This is a genomic window from Methylomonas sp. MgM2, assembly GCF_054172045.1.
Map to the genome: position 1 here is coordinate 1 of NZ_JBSYXO010000047.1, position 24,533 is coordinate 24,533.

Below are 24,533 nucleotides of genomic sequence, written 5' to 3' on the forward strand. Positions count from 1 at the left end.
GAAGACTATGCGCATGCCTACTGTCGAATCTCCAGCCATCTGCAAACCATGGCCAACCGGGGATATAATCCACTCATTGCTATTCAAATAGCCTTGGCGGGCGATGCTACCGCTAGAGGGGGCGCGAGTAGTTACAATTTATTCAACCTAAGCTCCGTTGAGCATTCCAAATACCATTCGCCCTGAGCCCAGTCGAAGGGTAGGCGGGATTTACAATGCTCACCAAATGGGTGTGGGTGCATGGAATCGGCTCGCACTTCGACAATCTCAGAACGAACGGATTCCATGTTCTCCAGCTGACTTTCTTAGGTTCAAGCGGCCAGTCTCAGTGCGTGAAATCACGCAATGAGTGTCATATCCCTTAGGATAGTCGGACATTCTTCCGAATACTTCCAGTGCTTACGGAGCTTAAATGTTGGCTTATTTCTTGCCCTAGTTCCGCGGTAATCAGACGCATGTGTCGTAAACAACATTGCGGTTCGTGTTCTGAGTCATCGTTATTAATCACAAACCAAGGTTAAGAAATATGAAGAAAACCAAACTAGCTCGATCCATCAGTCTAATTGTCGCCGGCGGAGTTTTATCGTTTGGTGGAATGCCGAGTGCCTTGGCGATTTCGACGACTATGTACAATCTGTCTACTGGCGATGGGGAAGATAACAGTGCCAACAATACCGATTGGACTACAAATTTAGGAAGTGGTACTGACGGTTGGGCGAATGGCGCTAGCTGGGGAAATAGAGCGGTTGGGAGTGTTGCAAATCAGAAATGGGCCGGTACCGGCGGGGAAACGGCGACACCGTTCGGTTATGCCGGCGCTCACTTGAATTGGGCGGTGGAGTTTACTGGTGGCGTCAGTAACGTAGCGGAAATTTCGACGTTTGATTCGTTTAACCGCTATGGGGTCTATGCCGATGTCGATACGGCTAGAGGAGCGTGGAGTGACAATGCCGTTACCGGAGCGGCTGGTTGGCTGCATGATACGGATACCGGTTTATTTAGGTCGGATGTGTCCGGTACGGTGACATTGAACATCGAAAGCGTCTTACAATCGGGAACTAACTTCGGTTACACAATTTTCAAGGGTATGGATGCTGTTACAAAGTATTACCATCATGCGTCTTGGAATCCGAATTCAAATGAAAATGGCATTATCGCCCCAGATTCATCTCCTTACGAAGCAGGCGGCCTTATGCCCGGGACAATTCTGCCGGTAAGCGATATCGTTGCCTATAGCGTGGGTGGTGCCAATCCCAGCAATCTCAATACGATTACTTTCGACGCGGAAGCAGGGCAAATCTATACGATTTTCTTGGGTGGTTATCGGAATGGTTCGTGGCAGACCTCTGGTGACGCGTATCGTTTGACGGTTTCCCAAACACCGGTCCCTGTTCCTGCGGCCGCTTGGCTATTTGGCGGCGCGTTGGCTACATTAGTTGGCAGGTTACGCCGAAAAATCGGATTGAGCCGTAACTGAAATCTATACAGGGCCGTAGGTGCGTAGCACAGCGTAATTGCACGCATGTTACAGCTTTCGTTTCTCCGATTGCGCTACCGCTAATCGGAGAAACGGCGGCTCCCTAAGGATTTGGCCAAAAATAATTTCCCGTTTTGTCGGTGCGGACCCTGGGACATACCGAATGAGGAACGCCGTGAACCCTTCCATGGGGGCTTGACGGCAGCGTCCTTGCTGCCGACATCCTCACTCGGTACGTCCCCAGTGACTATTGCCATATCGGGAAGTTATTTCGGACGATATCCTAAGCGCAAGCTCCGCCTGCTAGCCGACCATCCCGAACGTCAATGCCGGATTGCTGCGCGAATCCTTCCTGCAAGTTTCCCGCCGTACCGCCCGGGTTTTGTCCCGGCTTAAGCGGATAGCCAAAAAATAGGCTAAAGTTGTTATCGAACCCTTAAACCAACGATCATTCCGGAGACGCTATCTTCGGCATTGAGAACTGTGTTAATAGGGTTATGCAGATTGTTTCCAAAAATTGTTAATGACCAAATCGGCATAATTTCGTAGAATTACCTAAGTTTTTCTCATTTTAGAACGGGATTAGTCGTAAGACTCATCCCGTTTTCTACATCTAAGGTGACCAATCTTGAATAAACCCGCAATACTGGTACTGGAAGACGGAACCGTGTTTCACGGCATCTCGATAGGTGCGGATGGATGTTCCGTCGGGGAAGTGGTTTTTAACACGGCATTAACCGGCTATCAGGAAATTCTCAGCGATCCATCCTATGCGCGCCAGATCGTGACATTGACCTATCCGCATATCGGTAATGTCGGTACGAATGCCGAAGACGACGAATCGTTACGGGTATTTGCCAGCGGATTGGTCGTGCGTGATTTGCCGATGTTGGCCAGCAATTGGCGTATGCAACAAACGTTGCCGGATTATCTGCGCGACAACAACGTCGTTGCCATTGCCGATATCGATACTCGCAAGTTGACTCGAATCCTGCGCGACAACGGCGCGCAACGCGGCTGCGTTGCGGCCGGACAGGCGGTCGACGTCGATGCGGCAAGCAGAGCCATCAAGGGATTTCCAGGCTTGCAAGGCATGGATTTGGCCAAAGAAGTGACGACGGATGAAGTTTACGAATGGACGCAAGACGTCTGGAAATTAGGCCGGGGCCACGCCGAAGCACCGAATTTGACCAAGCACGTGGTGGCTTACGATTTCGGCGTCAAACGCAATATTTTGCGCTTGTTGGCCAACCGCGGTTGCAGGATCACGGTCGTGCCGGCAACCACGCCGGCGGAAACCGTATTGGCAATGAATCCGGACGGTGTGTTTCTGTCCAACGGCCCCGGCGACCCGGAGCCTTGCACCTATGCGATCGACGCGATAAAGGCAATTTTAGCCGAAAAAGTGCCGATATTCGGTATATGTTTAGGCCATCAATTGCTGGCTTTGGCGAGTGGCGCGAAAACCGAAAAAATGAAATTCGGTCATCACGGCGCCAACCACCCGGTGCAACATAAGGACAGCGGCCGGGTCATGATCAGCAGCCAAAACCACGGTTTCGCGGTTGGCGCCGATTCCTTGCCGGCCAACTTGCGCGCAACTTATCATTCCTTATTCGACGGCAGTTTGCAGGGTATAGAACGCACGGATTGTCCGGCCTTTAGTTTTCAGGGACACCCGGAAGCCAGTCCGGGACCGCATGATGTCGAGACCTTGTTCGACGACTTCGTCGCGCTCATGAACCAGTCCCGTCCCGCTTAAGCTTTAGACAGAGTCCTATGCCAAAAAGAACCGACATAAAATCGATTTTATTATTGGGCGCCGGTCCTATCGTCATCGGTCAAGCCTGCGAATTCGACTATTCCGGCACTCAAGCCTGCAAGGCTTTACGCGAAGAAGGTTATCGAGTCATTCTGGTCAATTCCAATCCTGCCACTATCATGACCGACCCGGACATGGCAGACGCAACTTATATCGAGCCTATCGATTGGCAAACGGTGGAAAGAATCATCGAAAAAGAGCGGCCGGATGCGGTGTTGCCGACCATGGGCGGCCAGACCGCGCTGAACTGCGCGCTGGCTTTGGACAAGCACGGGGTTTTGGCCAAGTACGGCGTCGAGATGATAGGCGCGACTAAAGACGCTATCAACATGGCCGAAGACCGTGACTTGTTTAATCAGGCCATGCGCCGGATTGGGCTGGAAGTCTCTAAGGCCAAAGTCGCGCATTCCATGGAAGAAGCCTTCGCGGCACAGGAGGAAGTCGGCTATCCGACCATCATCCGGCCGTCGTTCACGATGGGAGGCAGCGGCGGCGGTATCGCTTACAACCGGGAAGAATTCATCGAAATCTGCGAGCGCGGCTTGGATTTGTCGCCGACCAACGAATTGTTGATCGAAGAATCGATACTGGGCTGGAAAGAGTTCGAAATGGAGGTCGTGCGCGACCGTAAAGACAACTGCATCATCGTCTGTTCGATCGAAAACTTCGACCCGATGGGCGTGCACACCGGCGATTCGATTACCGTGGCACCGGCGCAAACCTTGACCGACAAGGAGTTCCAAATCATGCGTAACGCGTCGTTGGCTGTGTTGCGCGAAATCGGCGTCGATACCGGCGGCTCGAACGTGCAGTTTGCATTAAATCCTGAAACAGGCCGATTGATCGTCATCGAAATGAATCCGCGGGTGTCGCGCTCGTCGGCCTTGGCATCCAAAGCGACCGGCTTCCCGATCGCCAAGGTGGCTGCCAAACTGGCGGTAGGCTATACCCTGGATGAGCTACGTAACGAAATTACCGGCGGTGCGACACCGGCTTCGTTCGAGCCGACCATCGATTATGTGGTCACCAAGGTGCCGCGCTTCGCATTCGAAAAATTTCCGCAAGCCAACGACCGTCTGACTACTCAGATGAAGTCGGTCGGCGAGGTCATGGCGATCGGGCGCACCTTCCAAGAATCCTTGCAAAAAGCCTTGCGCGGCTTGGAAGTGGGGGTAGACGGGCTGGACGAAATCGTCGATTTCGAGGACGAAAGCGCCCGGGATAGCATCATGCGCGAACTGCGTTATCCCGGCCCGCAACGTTTGTGGTATTTGGCCGATGCGTTCCGTAGCGGTTTGAGTTTCGAAGAGATTTATCAAGCGTGCAAAATCGATCCATGGTTTCTGGCTCAAGTCGAGGATTTGATCGCGACCGAGAAAACCTTGGCGACCAAAACCCTGGCTACCTTAGAACAAGGCGAACTGTTACGGCTGAAACGCAAGGGATTTTCCGATGGCCGTTTGGCGAAATTATTGGAAACCAAGGAATCGGAAGTGCGTAACGTGCGCCATAAAAAAGGCGTGCGTCCGGTATTCAAGCGCATCGACTCGTGTGCGGCGGAATTCGCCTCGGATACGGCTTATCTCTATTCGACTTACGAACAGGAATGCGAGGCCAAGCCGTCAGATAAAGAAAAAATCATCATTTTGGGCGGCGGTCCGAACCGTATCGGCCAGGGCATAGAGTTCGACTATTGCTGCGTGCATGCCGCCTTGGCTTTACGCGAAGACGGTTACGAGACCATCATGGTCAACTGTAATCCGGAAACCGTATCGACCGATTTCGATACTTCCGACAGACTGTATTTCGAGCCGTTGACCCTGGAAGACGTGCTGGAAATCATCGATTTAGAAAAGCCTAAAGGCGTCATCGTCCAATATGGCGGCCAAACGCCGCTGAAATTGGCAAGAGCGTTGGAAGCGGCGGGCGCGCCGATCATCGGTACTTCGCCGGATTCTATCGACTTGGCGGAAGATCGCGAACGCTTTCAAAAATTATTGGAGCGCTTAAACCTTCTGCAGCCGCCTAATGCGACCGCGCGTTCGGTCGAACAAGCGGTTAATTCCGCGCGCGAGCTGGGTTATCCATTGGTGGTGCGTCCATCCTATGTGTTGGGCGGGCGGGCCATGGAAATCGTTTTCAACGAAGATGGTTTGCGCCGCTATATGAAGGAGGCGGTTAGTGTCTCAAATGATTCGCCGGTACTATTGGATCGCTTCCTGGATGACGCAGTGGAAATGGATGTCGATGCGATTTACGACGGTGAAACCGTGTTAATCGGCGGTTTGATGGAGCATATCGAGCAAGCGGGCGTACATTCCGGCGACTCGGCTTGTTCGATTCCGCCTTATGATTTGCCGTTGCATCTTCAAGAGCAGTTGCGGCAACAGGTTGCCAAAATGGCCGAAGCCTTGGGCGTTTGCGGATTGATGAACACCCAGTTTGCGATTCAAGGCGAGACCGTATACGTGCTCGAGGTCAACCCCCGCGCTTCGAGGACCGCTCCGTTCGTGTCCAAAGCGACCGGTTATCCTTTGGCCAAGATTGCGGCGCGCTGCATGGTCGGCAAGTCCTTGAAGGAGCAGGGGGTTATCGAAGAGCGCATCCCTGAGTATTTCTCGGTTAAAGAAGCTGTGTTCCCCTTCATCAAGTTCCCTGGGGTCGATCCGATATTGGGCCCGGAAATGAAGTCGACCGGTGAAGTGATGGGGGTTGGTAAGACCTTTGGCGAAGCCTTTGCGAAATCGCAGCGGGCCGCAGGCATCGATTTGAGTCATAGCGGCAAGGTTTTGATCAGTATTCGTGACGCCGATAAACCTAAATTGCCTGATTTGGCGAAAATGCTGATCGACAAAAACTATGAAATCGTTGCGACCGGCGGCACTGCACGAGTGTTGGAAGAAGCCGGCATTCCATGCCGGAAAGTCTTCAAGGTGAATGAAGGGCGGCCGAACACGGTTGATATGATTAAAAACGGCGAGTTTCAGTTGATCGTCAATACCACCGAAGGTGCAAAAGCCGTGGCGGACTCTTTTACGATGCGTCGCGAAGCTTTACAGCGTAAGGTAACTTATTACACTACTATGGCCGGTGCTAGAGCGGCTTGTTTTGCGTTGGGTGAACTCTCGGCAGGTAATGTCAATTGCCTGCAGGATTTACATAAAACCTTTAAGGACTGAGTTATTTATTAGGAGTTGTTATGAATAAAGTACCTCTGACCGTAACGGGCGCCAATAAATTGCGCGCCGAATTGGAAGAGCTAAAATCCGTGGTTAGACCGCGTATTATCCAGGCTATCGCGGAAGCGCGCGAACACGGCGACTTGAAAGAAAATGCCGAATATCATGCGGCGCGCGAACAACAGAGCTTTGCGGAAGGGCGTATTGCGGAAATCGAAGGCAAATTGGCTAATGCCAACATCATCGATGTAACCAAAGCCGATGCCAACGGCAAGGTGGTGTTTGGCGCGACGGTGAAGATTGAAGACCTTGATTCCGGTAAGGAGGTGACTTACCAAATCGTCGGTGAAGACGAAGCCAATATCAAGGAAGGCCGTATTTCGGTGGGGTCGCCGATTGCCAGAGCCTTAATCGGCAAGGAAGAAGGCGATTCCGTGATCGTTAAGGCGCCGGGCGGTGATATTGAATACGAAATTATTTCGGTCGAATATATCTAAATCAAATAAAAAGGGAGGTCAATCCTCCCCTTATTTCTTTTTTGGGTTTTTTCTATATAGCGCAATTATCTGGCCGATAGTCTGAATTAATTCGGCATGGGTTTCCGTGCAAATTTGATCACTGATAATACTACGCTCGTCTCTTTCGGCTCGAATCTTAATTTTAATAAGTTCGTGAGCATCAAGTGCTATATTGATCTCTTTTATGACTGCGGGTGTTAAACCGGCTTGACCGACGATTACGACTGGTTTGAGCGGATGGGCTTGAGCTTTTAGCTTTTTCTTTTCAATGGGATTCACACTGTTTCCTTAAACATATAAAACCGCGCAATTTTACACCAACAGAAAAATGGCACGTACCAAAAGTAGTCATCAATGGATGCAGGAACATTTTCAGGACGAATATGTCAAGAAAGCTCAATCTCTGGGCTATCGCTCTCGTGCGGTGTTCAAGTTAATTGAAATTCAGGAGAAGGATAAACTCATACGTCCCGGTATGAATATCGTCGATTTAGGTGCTGCTCCGGGCGGTTGGTCTGAATATGCCAGGAAATTGATAGGCAAACACGATAAGGTCATTGCGTTGGATTTGTTGGAAATCGAACCGATTCCCGGCGTCGAATTTATACAGGGCGATTTCAGGGAGGACGAGGTGTTGGAACAACTCTATAAAGTGCTTGATGATCAGCCCGTGCACTTGTTATTGTCGGATATGGCCCCCAATATAAGTGGTAACAGGGAAATGGATCAACCAAGATCGATTTATCTAGGGGAGTTGGCGCTGGATGCGGCGCATCGAATTCTAGTCGAAGGTGGAACGTTTCTGATAAAAATGTTTCAAGGTGCCGGATTCAACGAATATTTGGCTCAGGTCAAACAATCTTTTAATAGTGTAGTCATTCGCAAGCCTAAGGCTTCGCGGGCAAGAAGTAGTGAAGTGTATATTTTGGCGAAAGGTTTCAAATAGCTTGGTACACTTCAATCATAATCGGGCTATGATTGAACGAGTGTTAGTTCATTCCTGATACAATTAAATCGTTTTAAATATTTGGGCCGTTAGCGGCTGGAGCGCGTAAATTGAGCGACATGATGAAAAATTTAGTGTTGTGGGTTGTCATCGCAGTAATTCTGATGGCGATATTCAACAACTTCGGTGCAAGATCCCTCCGAAGCGATGCCACCCTCTCGTATTCGCAGCTGATTGACGCAGTCAAGGCGGGACAGGTTCAGCAGGTTGCCATTGCGGATAATACCGTTAGGGGCAAAATGCAATCGGGCGAAAAATTTAAGACTTATATGCCCAATGATCCGCATTTGATCGATGATTTATTGGCTAACAATGTCGAAATTGTCGTTCAGCCGCCGGAAGAACCGTCGATGCTGATGCAGATATTCGTCTCTTTTGGACCGATACTGTTACTGATTGCCGTTTGGGTATTTTTCATGCGGCAAATGCAAGGCGGGGGCGTCGGCGGACGCGGTGGAGCCATGGGCTTCGGCAAGAGCAAGGCCCGTATGCTGGATCAGGATCAAAACAAGGTTACGTTCGCCGATGTGGCCGGCTGTGACGAGGCCAAGGAAGAGGTCGAGGAAATGGTCGATTTCTTGAAAGATCCGGCGAAATATCAAAAGCTTGGCGGAAAAGTGCCGCGCGGTGCTTTGATGGTCGGTCCGCCGGGTACCGGTAAAACCTTGTTGGCCAGGGCAATCGCAGGGGAAGCGAAAGTCCCGTTCTTTACCATTTCCGGTTCGGATTTCGTTGAAATGTTCGTGGGCGTCGGTGCTTCGCGGGTGCGCGATATGTTTGAGCAGGCCAAACGCCATGCGCCGTGTATTATTTTTATCGATGAGATTGACGCCGTGGGCCGCTCCCGTGGCGCCGGCTTGGGTGGCGGAAACGACGAGCGTGAACAAACCTTAAACCAGTTGTTGGTGGAAATGGATGGATTCGAAGGGCACGAAGGCATCATCGTGATCGCCGCAACCAACCGGGCCGACGTGTTGGATAAAGCCTTGCTGCGCCCCGGCCGCTTCGACAGGCAGGTCGTGGTCGGTCTGCCGGATGTGAGGGGCCGAGAGCAAATATTGAATGTCCATTTGAAAAAAGTACCGCTAAACGACGATGTCAAAGTCAAGTACATCGCTCAAGGTACCCCCGGTTTCTCAGGTGCCGATTTGGCTAACTTGGTTAACGAGGCTGCATTGTTTGCGGCGCGTTTCAATAAACGCCTGGTTAGCATGGTGGATTTGGAGAAAGCCAAAGACAAGTTGATCATGGGGGCGGAAAGACGCTCCATGGTCATGGATGAAAATGAAAAGAAAATGACTGCTTACCATGAAGCCGGGCATGCGATCGTCGGCCGGTTGGTGCCCGAGCACGACCCTGTGTACAAAGTCAGCATCATGCCGCGCGGCCGCGCACTGGGTATCACCATGTTTTTACCGGAGCGCGACCAGTACAGTGCCAGTAAATGCAAGCTGGATAGTATGATCTCCAGTTTGTACGGCGGGCGCATCGCCGAAGAATTGATTTTCGGTTGGGAACAGGTTTCGACCGGCGCCTCTAACGACATTGAACGCGCGACCGAATTGGCCCGCAACATGGTTACCAAATGGGGGCTGTCGCAACGCTTGGGGCCTTTGGCATACAGCGAAGAAGAAGGCGAAATTTTCCTCGGGCGTTCCGTGACTCAACATAAATCGGTAGCCGAAGAAACCGCGCATACGATAGACGAGGAAATTCGCTCCATCATCGACAGAAACTACGAGCGTGCCGAGAAAATACTGAAAGAAAACGACGATATTTTGCACGCGATGGCTGAGGCATTGATCAAGTATGAAACGATCGATAAGGATCAAATCGATGATCTGATGGCGCGAAGGCCGGTTAGAGAACCTAAGGGCTGGGAAGACGATACACCGTCGTCCACCAGTGGCAATGCCGAAGCCGAGCCTTGGGGGAACAAAGGAAGCGACCAGTCTATCGGCGGTGCTGCCGAGCACGGTTAGGCCTTAAACATTAACAAATAGAGAGAGACCTTGGTCTCTCTTTTTTTTGGACAAAGAAAAGCAGATTCATCATGGCAAAAAAATATTTCGGTACGGACGGTATTCGAGGCAAAGTGGGCGAATATCCCATTACTCCCGATTTCATGCTTAAGCTGGGATGGGCAACGGGGCGGGTGTTTGCAAATGAGGGGGACGGTTTTGTTTTGGTCGGTAAAGATACGCGGATTTCGGGCTATATGTTCGAATCCGCTTTAGAAGCGGGCTTGTCTGCGGCCGGTGTCGATTGCCGTTTGCTCGGCCCGATGCCGACCCCGGGTATCGCCTATTTAACCCGCACGCTCCGAGCTAAAGCCGGTATCGTCATCAGTGCTTCTCATAATCCTTATTACGACAACGGGATCAAGTTTTTTTCGGTTGATGGCACCAAGTTGCCGGACGAGCTTGAACATCAAATCGAGCATTACATTGATATGCAGATGACTACGGTTGAATCGGCCAAGTTAGGCAAAGTCAAACGCGTCAGCGATGCCGCGGGCCGCTACATCGAATTTTGTAAGTCCACTGTGCCGGCAAGCCTCGATTTCAAAGGCATGCGCATCGTCATTGATTGTGCCCATGGCGCGACCTACCACGTTGCTCCGCATGTCTTCAGTGAGGTTGGCGCCGAGGTTGTCGTCATTGGCGGAGAGCCGGATGGCTTGAATATCAACGACGAATGCGGCGCTACTAGGCCGGAAACCCTGGTGGCAAAAGTGCAGGAGTATCGCGCCGACTTGGGTATCGCGCTGGACGGTGACGGCGACCGGGTCATCATGGTCGACCACAAGGGCGAGATCGTCGACGGTGACGAGTTGATTTACATCATTGCTAAATCCTTTAAGGAAAAAGGCAAGTTGTCGGGGCCGGTGGTCGGGACGCTCATGTCCAATCTGGGAATGGAGCACGCCCTTAAAAATATGGGTATTCCGCTAGTACGCGCGAATGTCGGCGACCGGTATGTGATGGAATTGTTAAGCGAGAAAAAAGGCGTGCTGGGCGGCGAAGGGTCCGGCCATATCATTTGTTTAGACAAAACTACAACTGGAGACGGCATTATATCGGCGCTGCAAGTTTTGGCCGAAATGCGCTTTGCCGATAAGACTCTGCACGAATTGAAGGCGGAGATGAAAAAGTATCCGCAAGTCTTGATCAATGTCAGGGTCGAGAAGAAAATCAAACTCGATGAAATCGACAGCATCAAAAAGGCGGTGGAAGCCGTCGAAAAAAAATTGGGAGACCGGGGAAGAGTTTTATTGCGCGCGTCCGGCACAGAGCCTTTGGTGCGGGTCATGGTGGAAGGCGTAGATGCCGACGAGGTCAATAAGTATGCCAATCAGCTAGCCAATGAAGTCAGAAAATCAATCTAATCTTGAAACGGAATCGCGCACGGTTTATTATAAGCGGCTTTCTTTGGCTCGGAGTATGTGATGCGGAAATCATTGATTATGGGAAACTGGAAAATGAATACCTCACGGGAAGAGGGCATGCAACTGGCAAAATCGCTGGCCGAAGGTCTGGGCGAGGTTGGCCAAGAAGTCGCGGTATGTGTGCCATTCGTTTACATCTCTGATATTCGTAACGCATTAACCGGTTCAGCGATCGCAGTCGGTGCGCAAAACGTAGCCGATCAAGCCTCCGGCGCGTACACGGGCGAAGTGTCTGCTGCGATGTTAGCCGATTGCGGGGTGAAATTCGCTCTGGTTGGGCACTCCGAAAGACGCCAATACTACGGCGATACTAATGAAAGTGTAGCGGCTCGTTTTTGCCAAGCCCTGAAACAAGGCATTGTTCCTGTGCTTTGCGTTGGTGAAACGCTGGAAGAACGTGAGCAAGATAAAACTTTTCAAATCGTAGACGAGCAATTGGATGCGGTGATCGATGCGGCCGGTATCGAAGCATTCGAAAAAGCGGTAATCGCCTACGAACCGGTTTGGGCCATCGGTACCGGTAAAACCGCGACCGACGAACAAGCTCAAGAAGTGCATAAATACATCCGTGAACGCATCGCGGCAAGAAGCGCATCAGTTGCTGAGAAAGTGCAGATCTTGTATGGCGGTAGCGTGAAACCAGACAATGCCGAAGCCTTGTTTGCCATGCCGGACATCGATGGCGGTCTAGTCGGCGGTGCTTCGCTGGATGCACAAGGCTTTTTAAAAATTTGCCATTCAGTTTAATATCTTAGGTTAAATATGCTGTATCAAATTATCATCGTTTTTCACATCCTGTTAGGAATTGGGATCATTGGTCTGGTTCTGATGCAGCAAGGTAAAGGTGCCGATGCCGGTGCTGCTTTCGGCAGCGGTGCTTCCGGCTCCGTTTTCGGTGCCCAAGGTTCCGCTTCGTTTTTGTCCAGAACCACTGCCATTTTTGCCACCATGTTCTTCGTTACAAGTTTAGGCTTGGCTTTCTTAAGCGGCAGTCACAGTAAGAAGTCCGATATTATTCTTGATGCGCCAGCGGTTAAGGAAGAACAAAGCTCCGATGTGCCGTTATCGCAAAGTAACGATAACGATGTACCGGTGGCAAAATTACCCGAAGCGCCTGCAATAAAAGAGGTTGAACCCGCTACGGCAACAGAGGCGGAATAAAGTAACTTAAGCCGACGTGGTGAAATTGGTAGACACGCCATCTTGAGGGGGTGGTGACGCAAGTCGTGCCGGTTCAAGTCCGGCCGTCGGTACCATTCGCGCATCTTAAGAGATGCAAAGAAGTCCAGAAACCCGCTAATCTTCTAGGTTTGCGGGTTTTTTATTGTCCGAATACATCCCATGAAATCTTAGGACATACACCCGAATTAGTGACACGGGCTAAACTGGCTCAAAATCGTGTCACTTTGGTTCTAAGCTTTGGCGTTTTATCTACCGGTTCGATGGCAAGCAAAACCGCCTTGGATTGGAGCGCTATCCTGAAACCACAACAGAAAACGCCAGACGGAAGGCTGAAGAATGTAGACGACAACTTGCCGAAGGCATTGATCCCGGCGAAATCCGAAAGCAAGAAAAAGCGGCCAAACAATTGGTCAGAGAGAACGAAGAGCGCCAAAGCGAAGGCTTGCCGATCCTCGACAGTTTCGCTGACGTTACCCGCCAATGGCTGACATCGATCGAACACCTGACCAGTACAAACACGCACAAAAAGAAAGCCAGCCGTATAGAGCGCCTGGCGTTTCAATTATTGGGCGATAAACCCATCAAAGAGGTTAAGTCAGCCGACGTTTTTGCCACCTTAAAGCCGCTGATCGACAAACAGCAGCTCGAAACCGCGCATCGGCTACATGCTGAAATCGTCGCTATTTTCGATTATGCGATTGCCCATAATTTCGTAGAGTTCAATCAGGCTCAACCCGTCGCCAGGCAAATGCCGGCGCAAAAGGTCAAACATCGGGCCGCGATTATCGACCCCAAGCAGGTTGGGCAATTGCTGCGCGATTTATACGCCTATCAAGGCACCTATGCTGTGCAAATGGCCTTAAGGCTGTCGCCGTTGTTGTTTCAAAGGCCGGGCGAGATTCGGCAAATGCTTTGGGTAGACGTGGACTTGGCTGCAAGCGAGTGGCGGCCTTACATCAGCAAAACCGACTTTTATCATATTGTGCCGTTAAGCACTCAGGCTGTCGCGATCCTGGAAGCCGTTCAGCCTTTAACCGGTACCGGGCAATATGTATTCCCGTCGAGCCGTGGCGACGGGCGGCCTATGTCCGATAATACCATCCGCTCGGCGCTACTAAGCTTGGGTTACGATTCCAGTATTCAAACCGCGCACGGCTTCAGAACCATTGCCAGCACCTTGCTGAATGAGCAAGGTTGGAGCCCTGACGCGATCGAAAGGCAACTGGCCCATTCACCAAAGGATCAGGTCAGAGCGGCCTACAATCGCGCTCAATATCTGGACGAACGCCGGCGCAACGCCACGCCACGCCGGGTTGGAAGAGGCGTTGTTAGCTCAACGCAAGGCGCTTTATGAACAAGTCAGGGATCAACATCCACGGCGCTGGAGTCGACAGACCCGCAATTGGAACAGGGTCCATATCGTGCATCTCAACCCCGAGCAGGCAGAGACGAAAAATACTCCCAATACCGCAAACCAGGAGGCTCCTAACCAGGACAAAATAGCCGCATAAGTTTTTTACATCGAGGCGACAACTAGCTTGAAATTTTCCGGTTGGAATGCCGCAGACTGGTTGTTTATTTTCGTTCTGATCGGATTGGTTGTATCGGTGATCCGGTTTGCCATGCGCAATCATGTTCAAGCAACCATAGGAATGGCTATGACATGTTGAAATATAAAATCCTGGAATGGGGCATATTGATCGTGACCTTTTTAGCGGTGGTTTTACTAGGTTACTTGGTATTCAATTTCGGCTTAGTAGGCTTGTTTATCTTTGTGTTCTTAGGGATGTGCATTGAATTCTTATACGCATTTTTTAAATGGCATGGGTAGCTTGATATAATCTACATCAACCGGATAGCCCGACGGGGCGAAAAGCGGGATTCGTTACCCCGCTTCCGGTTGACCTTTCGTAACGATGGCACTTTAACGGAGTGTTAGTGAAAACCAACAGTCAAAAATTATCGGACGCCATATTATCCGGCGAAATCACGGAAGAGAGAAGTGGCCCCAGATAAAAAACCGTCGAGTACGATTGCCGACTCAATAGTCTCCCCCGGTTTGAAGTGGTTTAATAGAAGTCTGAAAAACACATCGTTGTGGGGATTTGGAGAAAGCCGATGAGTGAAGCAATGGCAGATTTATTTAAAAGAATTACGGTTGGCGTCTATGTTATCGGAGTGACTGGCGGTGGGCGGAACAACGCATTTACGGCCGCATGCGTGTCGTTGGTTTCCTTTCAACCGCTATTATTGGTGTTGAGCATCAATCGAATGCATTCGTCTTATCAGATACTAAAATCGGGTGGAGTGTTTTCCATCAATGTGTTGCGTCAAGATCAAATGCCGTTGGCGGAGCATTTTGGCGGGCCGAGTTCACGTGACAAACTTGCGACGGTCAGCTGGTATCCTGGGAAAACCGGAGCGCCGCTACTCGATGATGTCATAGCGCATTTTGAGTGTGAAATGGTTGCCGAATATCCGGCGGGCGACCATGTCTTGGCTTTGGGTCGAGTAGTTTCAGGTAGTCTGCTTCAGGCTAATGCGGAGCCGATGGTTTATCGGGATACTGGTAACATGGATGGCGCCGCAGCCTTGTTTCCGGATCGTTTTTGAATGGGGGTGCGGCGTATCGGCACCGCGAGAAGACGCCTATGGTTTATCCGTGTCTAGTTTCATTATCCTTCCTAATCGGATGGATTGATCGGGATTTTAATGTTCTTTCTGTTCAAGCGGTTTTCCCAGATGTAAATAACTTTGATATTCTTGCCGTATAATCACAGTGCTCAATATCAATTGATGAAAATTATTTCTTGGAATGTAAACGGTATCAGGGCCGTATTGGGCAAGGGTTTTGCCGAAACGCTAACGCAGCTCGATGCGGATTGTCTTTTGCTGCAAGAGACGAAGGCTCAAGACGATCAAGTCGAGAAGGCTTTGGAGAGCATCGACCATTACCATATATATAGTAACTCGGCCGAACGTAAAGGCTATTCCGGAGTGGCGATGCTTACCCGTCAGGAGCCGTTACGAATCGTTCACGACATCGGCATAGACGAGCACGATCAAGAGGGTAGAGTGATCGTGGCCGAGTTCGAAAAGTTTTTTCTGTTAAACGTTTACGTGCCTAATTCCGGTGAAGGGTTGGTTCGGCTGGGTTACCGGCAGACTTGGGATCAGGAGTTTCTGGCTTATCTACAGAGCTTGCAAATCCAAAAGCCGCTAATCGCGTGCGGTGACTTCAATGTTGCGCATCAGGCGATCGATATTGCCAGGCCTAAGGCGAATTACAATAAATCAGCCGGCTACACCCAAACGGAAATTGACGGTTTCAACCGCTTCATCGATGCTGGCCTGGTCGACAGCTATCGTCATTTTCACCCGGATACGGTGGCTTATAGCTGGTGGAGTTACCGTGCCAATGCCCGCGCAAAAAATATCGGTTGGAGGATCGATTACGTGTTGGCCAGTGAAGCCCTGCTCGGCCGGATCAAGAATACCTTCATTTTGACCGAGATCATGGGTTCCGATCATTGCCCGGTGGGTATCGAAATAGACATGTGACAACAATCTGACTGACAGAGTAAACGGATATGGCTGAAAAAATTAAGATCATGGCTTTACGCCATTCCGCTTTCTATAGTCCCTTGCTTTACACCATCAGCGGTGGCTTTTTGGCGGCGGAGGGATTGGAAGCTGATTATCGGGTAGCATCGCCTAATCAAACCGTATTTGAATGTTTGTCCAAAGGTGATGCGCATGTATCCCAATTGGCGGTCGCTGCAAGTTTTTCGATATTGGAGGGAGGTCAAACTCCGGATATCGTGCATTTTGCGCAGATCAATCGGCGCGATGGCTTTTTTCTGGCGGGACGCCCGCAGAGCCAGCCCTTTGCGTGGTCACAACTGATCGGTAAGAAAGTGTTGGTTGATCATCTGTTCCAGCCGGTCGCGATGTTCAGGTACGCTTTGCATAAACTCGGCATAGATGAAAACCGGATTGACTTTATCGACGCCGGAGACGTCGATGCCATGGATGCGGCGTTTCGCGCAGGCGTAGCCGACTACATCCACCAGCAAGGCCCTGCTCCGCAACAATTAGAGCATGACGGCAAAGCGATGGTTTTAGCTTCGATCGGTGATGTGATCGGCGATGTGGCTTTTAGTAGCTTATGCGCTACTCGGCGCTGGTTAGCGACCGATCAAGCGGCAGGCTTCATGCGCGCCTACCGTAATGCCTGCGCCGCGTTACTGGATACGCCGGCGGCGGCTATCGCTGAGAACGAAGCGGTGTTTTTTCCGCAAATCGATAGAGATGTACTCACTCGGACCATAGCGACCTATCAGCGTTTAGGCTGTTGGTCTAAAGATCCTTCGATTGGTCAAGCTTCTTATGACACGCTATTGGATGTGTTTGGTTTCAATGGTTTAATCAGCCGACGCCATCCCTATGAAGCGGCTATTGTGGCGCCGCCGTCATGACAGATGGACGCACTAAAGGCTTATGTCCGATCAATGCATTCGTGTTCTTATAAAGCGCTATGCAATATTGGTTATTGATTTTATAATAAGCGGTTTTTTGGGGTATTCCATCCCAAATCCTTGCCTCACTATTTGTGTAAATGGGAGGCTATTCTAACCGTAAGGAGAAATCATGCGTCATTACGAAATCGTTTTCTTGGTACACCCTGACCAAAGTGCTCAGGTGCCTGCCATGATAGAACGTTACAAGTCTACAATCGAAGATGCTTCCGGCACGATACACCGGCTGGAAGACTGGGGACGTAGACATCTGGCATTCCCGATCAAAAAAATCCATAAAGCGCATTATGTGCTGATGAATATCGAATGCGACCAAGCGACTCTCGATGAGTTGGAAGCCGGCTTTCGTTTCAACGATGCCATTTTACGCAGCCTGACTCTGCTTAGAAAAGAAGCAATTAGCGAACCTTCCGTAATCGCAACTAGCAGTAGTGATGTTCAAAAAACCGCCAGCCGCGCGAACGAAGAAGTTGAAGAAGAGCAAGATGAAACCGATTCCGAGACTGCCGACGACGAAGCGACCGAAGCTGAAGCGGATTCCGAATAAACTTAAACAGATACAAGAGAAATAACATGGCACGTAACGTTAGACGTAACAAAGGTTGCCGCTTCAGCGGTGAAGATGCAGTCGTAATCGATTACAAAAATCTTGACTTGCTCAGCGAATATATCACTGAAACCGGCAAAATCATTCCTAGCCGTATTACCGGTACCAGTGCGAAATATCAAAGACAATTGACTGCAGCGATCAAACAAGCTCGTTTCTTGGCTTTGCTGCCGTTCTGCGACGCGCACAAATAAGTTAGGTCGCACCGGAGCATTCGCGTGCAGTTTTTGGCAGCTTATATCATGAAGGGCAGAATCCAGGCGATGACCGTCGCCTCCGCTCTCGCGTTGCTGTCGCTAGCGTTTCCTCCGGCGAGTATCGTAAGTTCGGCCTCGGTGGCGTTGGTTACTTTGCGCAGGGGCGGAAAAGAAGGCTTATATGTATTGCTGATCTCTTGTTTGGCGGGGGCGGTACTGAGCGTTTTTCTGAAAATCGGTTACCAATTTGCGTTGCTGTACGGCTTGGTGTTGTGGATCCCAATTTGGCTCATTTCGATCGTACTGCGGGAAGGTAGACATCTAGGCGTGGCAATCGAGATCGCCGTATTGCTGGGTGTGGCGGCCGTATTAGGGTTTTATTTGTATCAAGCGCATCCGTCCGAAGTTTGGAAAGGATCGTTGGAAGTGATGATGCAACCGATGCTGCAGTCTCGCTCGGATATTACTCCCGAACAAGTCAATCAGTCGATTCAATTGTTTGCTCACTTCATGACGGGCGCAGTTGCGGCCGGCAGCGTATACGGTTTGCTATTCGGTTTACTGTTGGCTCGTTGGTGGCAGGCGGCGCTTTATAACCCCGGTGGATTCAGAACCGAGTTTTTGGGGTTGCGGGGTCACACCCAATTAGCGATTGCAACCATGGTATTGATCGCGGTCGCTATGTTATCGACCGGTATCTTGGCTGAAGTTTGCCGGAATGTGCTGCTGGTGTTGTTGGTGCTATACACCTTTATTGGAACCGCGACCTTGCATGCTTGTTTCGCTGTGATGAAAGGCAGCCGCTTTATGGTGCCGTTCATGTACTTGACCTTGGTATTGATCCCGCATGTCATGGTGATTATCGCCCTGTGCGGTTTAATCGATAACTGGCTGGATTTACGAAAAAAAATTTCAAATTCAACGGCTGGATGATTTCAGCCATCATTCGACGATGAGTCGATTAACGAGGTAATGAGAGATGGAAGTTATTCTTCTTGAAAAGGTTGCTAACTTAGGTAACTTGGGCGATAAAGTCAGCATCAAAGCGGGCTACGGCAGAAATTATTTGATCCCGCAAGGCAAAGCCGCGATGGCGACGCCTGCCAAGATCAAAGAATTCGAAGAACGTCGCGCCGAGCTGGAAAAACAAGCCGCGGAAAGACTGGCGGCTGCGACCGCACGCGGCGAAGCGCTAAGCAAACTGGATATCAGCATCGCTTGCAAATCGGGCGATGAGGGTCGCTTGTTCGGTTCCGTCGGTACTCAAAATATCGCCGAGGCGGTCAACGCGGCCGGCGTTCAAATTGAAAAAAGCGAAATCCGCATGCCGCACGGTGCGATTCGCCAAATCGGCGAATACGACATCGTATTCCATTTGCATAGCGATGTTGAGGTCACGCTGCCAATTAAAGTCGTTGCCGAGTAAGTCGTAATGATCATCGTAACCGGTGGAGCCGGTTTTATCGGCAGTAACCTTGTACTAGGTTTAAATGCCCGCGGTTACGATGATATTTTAGTGGTCGACCATTTGGCCAACGGGGTCAAGTTCCGGAATTTGGTCGATTGCAAAATTGCCGATTACATGGATAGAAGCACCTTTCTGGAGCGTGTTCGGCAAGGCGCTTTCCAAGCCGAAACGGTAGAAGCGATTTTCCATCAGGGCGCTTGTTCGGCCACCACGGAGTGGGATGGACGCTATATGATGGAGAACAACTATGAATACAGCAAGGCGCTGTTTCATTATTGCCAAAGCCATAAAATCCCGTTTATCTATGCGTCTAGCGCGGCCGTCTATGGCGCTGATCTGACATTTAAGGAAGATGCCGCGCATGAAGGACCGTTAAATGTGTATGGCTATTCCAAGTTCCAATTCGATCAATATTTGCGTCGTCATCTGGATAAACTGACTGCGCAAGTGGTCGGTCTGCGCTATTTCAACGTTTACGGTCCGCGGGAGGCGCACAAAGGCAGCATGGCCAGCGTGGCATTCCATTTGAACAATCAAATCAAGGTCTCTGACGAGTTACGCTTGTTTGAAGGCTGTGACGGCTACGCCGATGGTGAACAACGGCGTGATTTCATCTATGTCGGCGATGCGGTCGATGTCAATCTATGGTTTCTGGATAATCCTCAAGTATCCGGTATTTTCAATTGCGGCACCGGCCGTAGCCAGACTTTCAACGATGTCGCCAATGCCGTGATCGATTTTTATCGGCGCGGTGAAATCAAGTACATTCCTTTCCCCGAACAGCTAAAAGGTTGTTATCAAAGCTTTACCGAAGCCAATTTGGACAATCTCCGTACTGCGGGTTGTCAGCATCAATTCAAAAACGTTGAACAAGGCGTTCAACTGTACATGGAATGGCTGAACCGCTGAACGCTCCGGTCTGAAGTTTCGCTGCCAACGTAAGTAGCGCGGCGCGCTTTTCCCAGGAAACTTTTCGGTTTTCTTACGAGTACAGCCCTGCCGGGGCAGGGCTGTTTGTTAGATGATCAAGCCTTGCGGCGGGCCTTTGCAATGAAACCGAACAATGCTGTACCGAATAACCACGCGGCTCCCGGTACTGGTACTGGAGCGGCAGCGGTCAACTGAATCGTACGGTCGATTCCGTCCGTCGGATGTTGAACGTTGATGTAGGCGACGTTCGGATCGTTGATGTCGAAATACAAACCGGTGCTTTCCGCGCCCGCGGTGGTCAGGCTGATCCATTTGGAGATGGATTCGGCCACGCCGTCACGGTCCGCATCCAGAGCGAACCAAACGTCCTCGACGCCGCCGGGCTGATCTTCGACAATGTAGATATTGCCTTCGGAGTCCATTGCCAGATTGTCCGGGTTACTGAATGCGCTGCCGGCCGCCAAGCCGGTCGCTGCGTCCATGGTATGGCTGTCGGCAAACAATTTAAGGTCCAATGTGGTCAGATCCAGCGAATAAACCCGGCCGCGGCCGTTGGCGCTTGTCGCATCGTCGTCGGAATCCGTTGTTGCGAAATACAAAAATTGGTCGCCGCTGGATAGCGTTTGGATTTGCAAGTCTTCCGGACGGTTGAATCCGGTTGCCGACGTTGCGTCGGCGCTGGCACGCCCGTCTATGGTGCCGTCGCCCAACACGACCGAAGTACCCGCCAGAGCGCCACCGTTGATGTCGGTGATGGCTACCCAACTGGCAGCGCCGGTGATGGCGGTTCCGTTGTTACCCTCGAATTGGCCGCCGCTGCCAACTTGCAAAGCGAAGGTTTGACCGGACCCGAAGAAATTGTCGATATCGTTGGAGACGTATTTGTAAATCGATCCACCGTTCAATTCATCCACGAAATAGAGGCTGTTGTTGCTGTCGAACGCCAAGCCTTCGTGCGACACGCGCGGAATGACTTGCTGCCAAGCGAAGTTGGCGCTGCCGGCGGTCGCCGTGGTCGGATTGTCGATTTCAAACAAGCGGCCTTTGCTGCTGCTTGAGCTCCAGGATTCTTCGGCGGTCAAGTAGCTGCCCCAAGGCGTCCAAACGGAGGCGTCGCCGGATACGAAACCTTGCGTTCCGGGAGTCACGATGGTGGTGGTGCGGGTGTTGTAGTTAGTGTCCCACAAATCGATACGTTGCACGCCGGCGCTGCCGGTTTCGAAAGGCATGAACAGATAGCGGCCGGCGTCGGGACCGGTTTCGTTGGAGGCAATCATGTCCCAGTTGCCCGAGTTGGAGCCTGGAACCAATGAATTTTGAGTGGCTTTATCCGCGATGGTTTCTTGGCTGAAATTGGGCGACGATAAACGGTAAGGCGTGGCAGAACCCGGATTCAGCGGCGTAGTATCCCCGGTCATCGGTGTAAAGTTGTCGAATTCGGTATCGGCAGCGTTCGCAGCGACAGGCGATATGATCGCCGATATTGCGGTAACCAATAGACTCAGTTTAAATAATTTCATATCAGTATCCTTTAACGTAACTTGGTTTTTTGTCGGAAAGGATTGCAGTATCCAGCAATCGCTCAAAATGCTAAGTGCGTCACATGAAAATACAGTGACAGACCGGTTACGGTTCGGTGACAAATCATCTGCTTATTTAAGGAATGCGGTGGATACGTCGTTGAGTCTAAAAAGGCTCTTGTTTGAGGGTGTAAGTCGGCAATAACGTAATCGAGGCGATTAATAGCATTGCCAGGATAACGTCCGAAGTAAAAAGTTCGGACAGGGAATTGATGTGTTCGAGTTTATTGCCGCCGTTGGCATAGATCAGCGAGGCCGGCACTACCCCCAGCATGGTGCTGAATAAAAAGTCCTTGAACGAAACTCTCGATATTCCCGCGGTGATGTTGATTAAAAAATAAGGCACGACCATGACGAGCCGCAAGGTTAAAAAATAATAGAAACCGTTTTTTTCGATTTTGGTTTCGACCTTTTTAATCCGTTTGTAATATTTTTTTTCGAAACTTTCTTTAAACGCGTATCGGCTTATGCCGAAGCCCACCAGGCAGGCTACAATCGTTGCGATAATATTGTATATCGCCCCCAGATAAAGCCCGAAAAAAAAGCCGCCTAATACCTTGAGGATTGCCGCGAAAGGGACCGGCGAGTTAACGAAAATCGTGCAAAATATAAAGAATAAGAATACCGATAAGGTGTAATGGGCTTCGACAAAGCCGCTTAACAGGGTTTTGTTACTCTTGATGGTTTCTAGCGTGACGTGTTCGTATAAATATAAAGATATTAATAAAAATAGAATTATTGTTAGTATGGTGAAGTAATTTTTTTTTAATAGTTTCATTTTAATTGGTTTAGGTAATTTACTTCCCATGCATATATGCTCGACCGGTCTCCGTGTCGGATTGATCGTAGAAGCTGAAACAAATAGCACTAAAAGATGAATCTAATGTGACAGACGGCTTTAGTTCGCCCTTTTTGTCAATAATCCTTAATTCAGCGGTAATCAAACTTTCACAGACCGTTATCTAAAATGCCGGCTCCTTTGCCATTAACCAGGAGTCGACGCATGTATCGCAGCAATCCTTCAGTTCGTCATTTTCTCGGCCGGCGCGGCGTCGTTTTGGCGCTTTTGCCGGCGTCGTTGCTGTTTAGCGCGTCGGTCGCGTTAGCCGACAATCCAAAGATGGAGCAGGGCATACAGATCGGCGATTTAGCGCCGGGCCGGGCGATCGTTTGGAGCCGTGCGGACCGGCCGTCCCGCATGATGCTGGAATACGCTTTCAATCCCGACTTCGAACAGGCGACGACCCTGCGCGGGCCGTATGCCATGGAAAGCAGCGACTTCACCGCGCGCCAGGAGCTGGTCGACTTGCCGGCCGGCAAGGACGTTTACGTCAAGGTTTGGTTCGAAGACCTGAGCAACGAACGCAATGCCAGCGAGCCCGTCATCGGCCGTTTCCATACCATAGGCAAACACGAAGACATCCATTTCGTCTGGGGCGGCGACACCGCCGGCCAGGGCTGGGGTATCAACCCGGAATTCGGCGGTATGAAAATCTATGAAGCCATGCGCCAAACCCAGCCGCAATTTTTCATTCAAAGCGGCGACAGCGTCTATTCCGACGGCCCGATCCTGCCCAGCGCCGTGGCTGAAAACGGCGAGACTTGGACCAACCTGGTGACGCCGGAAGTCGGCAAAGTGGCCGAAACCCTGGCGGAATTCCGCGGCCGCTATAAATACAATTTGATGGACGACAATTTGCGCCGCTTCAATGCGGAAGTGCCGCAAATCTGGCAATGGGACGACCACGAAGTGGTCAACAATTGGTCGGACGCCAAGGATTTGAGCGGCGACAGCCGCTACACGGTCAAAGACGTACCCTTATTGGTCGCGCGCGCCACGCAAGCCTTCCACGAATACGCACCGCTACGCCCCCACGGCGCGGAAGAGCCGGAGCGCATTTACCGCAAGCTGTCTTACGGTAAATTGTTGGATGTGTTCGTTCTGGATATGCGCAGCTATCGCGGCCCGAATACCGATAATTTGCAAAGCCAAGAGAGCGCAGAAACCGCCTTTTTGGGCGAACGGCAATTGGCTTGGCTACAACAGGAATTGCAGGAATCGAACGCCGTGTGGAAAGTCATTTCCGCCGATATGCCGATAGGCTTGAACATCAGCGACGATTACGCCCATAACCCGCCGCAACGCTGGGAAGCAATCGCCAACGGCAACGACGGCCCGGCTGCGGGGCGCGAATTGGAAATCGCCCGCTTGTTGAAATTCATCAAGCGCCATCATATCGCCAACATCGTCTGGCTGACCGCCGACGTGCATTATGCAGCCGCGCATTATTACGACCCAAAAAAGGCCGCGACCGACGATTTTCTGCCGTTCTGGGAATTCGTGGCCGGGCCTCTGAATGCCGGCTCCTTCGGCCCGAATTCGACCGACGGCACGTTCGGTCCGCAAGTCGTGTTCGATATGGCGCCGGCCCCCGGCCAAGCTAACCTGTCGCCTTATGCCGGTTTGCAATTCTTCGGCGAGGTCAACATCGACAATCGCTCCAAAGCCATGACGGTGGAATTGAAAAACATCGACGGCGCCGTCGTGTTCAGCAAAACCCTGCCGGCCGCCGGCGGCCAC

Annotated in this window: 24 protein-coding genes, 1 tRNA gene and 1 pseudogene; 23 read left to right on the forward strand and 3 right to left on the reverse strand. The window is 51.0% G+C overall.

From position 1 onward, the window contains the following. From ACW73I_RS20990 to greA, 5 genes are all read left to right on the forward strand, one after another. A partial coding sequence (locus ACW73I_RS20990) for a hypothetical protein (protein WP_458031459.1) occupies positions 1-186 on the forward strand: 186 nt, incomplete at its 5' end. 340 nt (positions 187-526) lie between these two features. After that, positions 527-1,477 carry a hypothetical protein gene (locus ACW73I_RS20995; RefSeq protein ID WP_458031460.1) on the forward strand — a complete coding sequence of 317 codons (951 nt, stop codon included), beginning with the start codon at positions 527-529 and terminating at the stop codon, positions 1,475-1,477. A gap of 628 nt (positions 1,478-2,105) precedes the next feature. Continuing rightward, complete coding sequence (gene carA, locus ACW73I_RS21000; RefSeq protein ID WP_458031461.1) at positions 2,106-3,239, forward strand: glutamine-hydrolyzing carbamoyl-phosphate synthase small subunit; 1,134 nt, start codon at positions 2,106-2,108, stop codon at positions 3,237-3,239. 17 nt (positions 3,240-3,256) lie between these two features. Next, positions 3,257-6,478, forward strand: coding sequence for a carbamoyl-phosphate synthase large subunit (gene carB, locus ACW73I_RS21005; RefSeq protein WP_458031462.1), 3,222 nt, complete (start codon positions 3,257-3,259; stop codon positions 6,476-6,478). Positions 6,479-6,498: 20 nt separating this feature from the next. Then, entirely contained in the window at positions 6,499-6,975 is a 477-nt protein-coding gene (gene greA, locus ACW73I_RS21010; RefSeq protein WP_458031463.1) for a transcription elongation factor GreA, read from the forward strand. Between the two features lie 30 nt (positions 6,976-7,005). Here the strand turns inward: greA and yhbY are convergent, their stop codons facing one another. Then, complete coding sequence (yhbY, locus tag ACW73I_RS21015; protein ID WP_458031464.1) at positions 7,006-7,275, reverse strand: ribosome assembly RNA-binding protein YhbY; 270 nt, start codon at positions 7,273-7,275, stop codon at positions 7,006-7,008. Positions 7,276-7,324: 49 nt separating this feature from the next. Here yhbY and rlmE point away from each other — a divergent pair, with 49 nt between their 5' ends. The 17 genes and pseudogenes from rlmE (at position 7,325) to rfaD (ending at position 20,351) form a co-directional block, all read left to right on the forward strand. Next, positions 7,325-7,942 carry a 23S rRNA (uridine(2552)-2'-O)-methyltransferase RlmE gene (gene rlmE, locus ACW73I_RS21020; protein WP_458031465.1) on the forward strand — a complete coding sequence of 206 codons (618 nt, stop codon included), beginning with the start codon at positions 7,325-7,327 and terminating at the stop codon, positions 7,940-7,942. Between the two features lie 119 nt (positions 7,943-8,061). Further along, entirely contained in the window at positions 8,062-9,984 is a 1,923-nt protein-coding gene (gene ftsH, locus ACW73I_RS21025; RefSeq protein WP_458031466.1) for an ATP-dependent zinc metalloprotease FtsH, read from the forward strand. A gap of 71 nt (positions 9,985-10,055) precedes the next feature. Next, the gene (gene glmM, locus ACW73I_RS21030) at positions 10,056-11,390 is read left to right on the forward strand and encodes a phosphoglucosamine mutase (protein ID WP_458031467.1); all 1,335 of its coding nucleotides are present in this window, start codon (positions 10,056-10,058) and stop codon (positions 11,388-11,390) included. Between the two features lie 60 nt (positions 11,391-11,450). Continuing rightward, positions 11,451-12,197 carry a triose-phosphate isomerase gene (tpiA, locus tag ACW73I_RS21035; RefSeq protein ID WP_458031468.1) on the forward strand — a complete coding sequence of 249 codons (747 nt, stop codon included), beginning with the start codon at positions 11,451-11,453 and terminating at the stop codon, positions 12,195-12,197. A gap of 15 nt (positions 12,198-12,212) precedes the next feature. Then, positions 12,213-12,611 (forward strand): preprotein translocase subunit SecG, encoded by a 399-nt coding sequence (gene secG / locus ACW73I_RS21040; RefSeq protein ID WP_458031469.1) that lies wholly within the window; start codon positions 12,213-12,215, stop codon positions 12,609-12,611. A 10-nt stretch (positions 12,612-12,621) separates the two neighbouring features. Beyond that, positions 12,622-12,706: transfer RNA gene (locus tag ACW73I_RS21045), tRNA-Leu, on the forward strand. Positions 12,707-12,870: 164 nt separating this feature from the next. Beyond that, positions 12,871-13,011, forward strand: a pseudogene (locus tag ACW73I_RS21050) (Arm DNA-binding domain-containing protein); the annotation flags it as partial. 63 nt (positions 13,012-13,074) lie between these two features. Then, the gene (locus tag ACW73I_RS21055) at positions 13,075-13,986 is read left to right on the forward strand and encodes a tyrosine-type recombinase/integrase (protein ID WP_458031482.1); all 912 of its coding nucleotides are present in this window, start codon (positions 13,075-13,077) and stop codon (positions 13,984-13,986) included. A gap of 309 nt (positions 13,987-14,295) precedes the next feature. Beyond that, positions 14,296-14,463, forward strand: a complete 168-nt coding sequence (locus ACW73I_RS21060) for a hypothetical protein (protein WP_458031470.1) — start codon at positions 14,296-14,298, stop codon at positions 14,461-14,463. A gap of 287 nt (positions 14,464-14,750) precedes the next feature. Beyond that, a complete protein-coding gene (locus tag ACW73I_RS21065; RefSeq protein WP_458031471.1) occupies positions 14,751-15,245 on the forward strand; it encodes a flavin reductase family protein in 495 nt (164 codons plus the stop codon). Positions 15,246-15,428: 183 nt separating this feature from the next. After that, on the forward strand, positions 15,429-16,193 hold the full coding sequence (locus ACW73I_RS21070) for an exodeoxyribonuclease III (protein ID WP_458031472.1): 765 nt from the start codon (positions 15,429-15,431) through the stop codon (positions 16,191-16,193). A 29-nt stretch (positions 16,194-16,222) separates the two neighbouring features. After that, positions 16,223-17,110 (forward strand): ABC transporter substrate-binding protein, encoded by an 888-nt coding sequence (locus ACW73I_RS21075; RefSeq protein WP_458031473.1) that lies wholly within the window; start codon positions 16,223-16,225, stop codon positions 17,108-17,110. A gap of 172 nt (positions 17,111-17,282) precedes the next feature. Next, on the forward strand, positions 17,283-17,717 hold the full coding sequence (gene rpsF / locus ACW73I_RS21080; RefSeq protein ID WP_458031474.1) for a 30S ribosomal protein S6: 435 nt from the start codon (positions 17,283-17,285) through the stop codon (positions 17,715-17,717). Between the two features lie 26 nt (positions 17,718-17,743). Beyond that, positions 17,744-17,971, forward strand: a complete 228-nt coding sequence (gene rpsR, locus ACW73I_RS21085; RefSeq protein WP_458031475.1) for a 30S ribosomal protein S18 — start codon at positions 17,744-17,746, stop codon at positions 17,969-17,971. A 48-nt stretch (positions 17,972-18,019) separates the two neighbouring features. Continuing rightward, positions 18,020-18,907, forward strand: a complete 888-nt coding sequence (locus tag ACW73I_RS21090; protein ID WP_458031476.1) for a hypothetical protein — start codon at positions 18,020-18,022, stop codon at positions 18,905-18,907. 46 nt (positions 18,908-18,953) lie between these two features. After that, on the forward strand, positions 18,954-19,400 hold the full coding sequence (rplI, locus tag ACW73I_RS21095; RefSeq protein ID WP_458031477.1) for a 50S ribosomal protein L9: 447 nt from the start codon (positions 18,954-18,956) through the stop codon (positions 19,398-19,400). A 6-nt stretch (positions 19,401-19,406) separates the two neighbouring features. Further along, complete coding sequence (gene rfaD / locus ACW73I_RS21100) at positions 19,407-20,351, forward strand: ADP-glyceromanno-heptose 6-epimerase (RefSeq protein WP_458031478.1); 945 nt, start codon at positions 19,407-19,409, stop codon at positions 20,349-20,351. Positions 20,352-20,467: 116 nt separating this feature from the next. Here the strand turns inward: rfaD and ACW73I_RS21105 are convergent, their stop codons facing one another. Both ACW73I_RS21105 and ACW73I_RS21110 read right to left on the reverse strand, forming a co-directional pair. Beyond that, entirely contained in the window at positions 20,468-21,892 is a 1,425-nt protein-coding gene (locus ACW73I_RS21105) for an alkaline phosphatase PhoX (RefSeq protein WP_458031479.1), read from the reverse strand. A 166-nt stretch (positions 21,893-22,058) separates the two neighbouring features. Beyond that, positions 22,059-22,730: a TVP38/TMEM64 family protein gene (locus tag ACW73I_RS21110; protein WP_458031480.1), complete on the reverse strand. Its 672-nt coding sequence runs from the start codon at positions 22,728-22,730 to the stop codon at positions 22,059-22,061. A 225-nt stretch (positions 22,731-22,955) separates the two neighbouring features. Between ACW73I_RS21110 and ACW73I_RS21115 the strand changes: the two genes are divergently transcribed. Next, positions 22,956-24,533: alkaline phosphatase D family protein (locus tag ACW73I_RS21115; RefSeq protein ID WP_458031481.1), on the forward strand; the 1,578-nt coding region annotated here is incomplete at its 3' end.

Excerpts from the sequence above, each read along its gene's own strand:
- ACW73I_RS20995 (WP_458031460.1), top strand. The coding sequence starts at position 527 with ATGAAGAAAACCAAACTAGCTCGATCCATCAGTCTAATTGTCGCCGGC.
- rplI (WP_458031477.1), top strand. The coding sequence starts at position 18,954 with ATGGAAGTTATTCTTCTTGAAAAGGTTGCTAACTTAGGTAACTTGGGC.
- ACW73I_RS21070 (WP_458031472.1), top strand. The coding sequence starts at position 15,429 with ATGAAAATTATTTCTTGGAATGTAAACGGTATCAGGGCCGTATTGGGC.
- rfaD (WP_458031478.1), top strand. The coding sequence starts at position 19,407 with ATGATCATCGTAACCGGTGGAGCCGGTTTTATCGGCAGTAACCTTGTA.
- ftsH (WP_458031466.1), top strand. The coding sequence starts at position 8,062 with ATGATGAAAAATTTAGTGTTGTGGGTTGTCATCGCAGTAATTCTGATG.
- ACW73I_RS21110 (WP_458031480.1), bottom strand. The coding sequence starts at position 22,730 with ATGAAACTATTAAAAAAAAATTACTTCACCATACTAACAATAATTCTA.
- ACW73I_RS21075 (WP_458031473.1), top strand. The coding sequence starts at position 16,223 with ATGGCTGAAAAAATTAAGATCATGGCTTTACGCCATTCCGCTTTCTAT.
- greA (WP_458031463.1), top strand. The coding sequence starts at position 6,499 with ATGAATAAAGTACCTCTGACCGTAACGGGCGCCAATAAATTGCGCGCC.
- secG (WP_458031469.1), top strand. The coding sequence starts at position 12,213 with ATGCTGTATCAAATTATCATCGTTTTTCACATCCTGTTAGGAATTGGG.
- rlmE (WP_458031465.1), top strand. The coding sequence starts at position 7,325 with ATGGCACGTACCAAAAGTAGTCATCAATGGATGCAGGAACATTTTCAG.
- ACW73I_RS21060 (WP_458031470.1), top strand. The coding sequence starts at position 14,296 with ATGTTGAAATATAAAATCCTGGAATGGGGCATATTGATCGTGACCTTT.
- ACW73I_RS21105 (WP_458031479.1), bottom strand. The coding sequence starts at position 21,892 with ATGAAATTATTTAAACTGAGTCTATTGGTTACCGCAATATCGGCGATC.
- ACW73I_RS21065 (WP_458031471.1), top strand. The coding sequence starts at position 14,751 with ATGAGTGAAGCAATGGCAGATTTATTTAAAAGAATTACGGTTGGCGTC.
- rpsR (WP_458031475.1), top strand. The coding sequence starts at position 17,744 with ATGGCACGTAACGTTAGACGTAACAAAGGTTGCCGCTTCAGCGGTGAA.
- tpiA (WP_458031468.1), top strand. The coding sequence starts at position 11,451 with ATGCGGAAATCATTGATTATGGGAAACTGGAAAATGAATACCTCACGG.
- glmM (WP_458031467.1), top strand. The coding sequence starts at position 10,056 with ATGGCAAAAAAATATTTCGGTACGGACGGTATTCGAGGCAAAGTGGGC.
- carB (WP_458031462.1), top strand. The coding sequence starts at position 3,257 with ATGCCAAAAAGAACCGACATAAAATCGATTTTATTATTGGGCGCCGGT.
- ACW73I_RS21090 (WP_458031476.1), top strand. The coding sequence starts at position 18,020 with ATGAAGGGCAGAATCCAGGCGATGACCGTCGCCTCCGCTCTCGCGTTG.
- rpsF (WP_458031474.1), top strand. The coding sequence starts at position 17,283 with ATGCGTCATTACGAAATCGTTTTCTTGGTACACCCTGACCAAAGTGCT.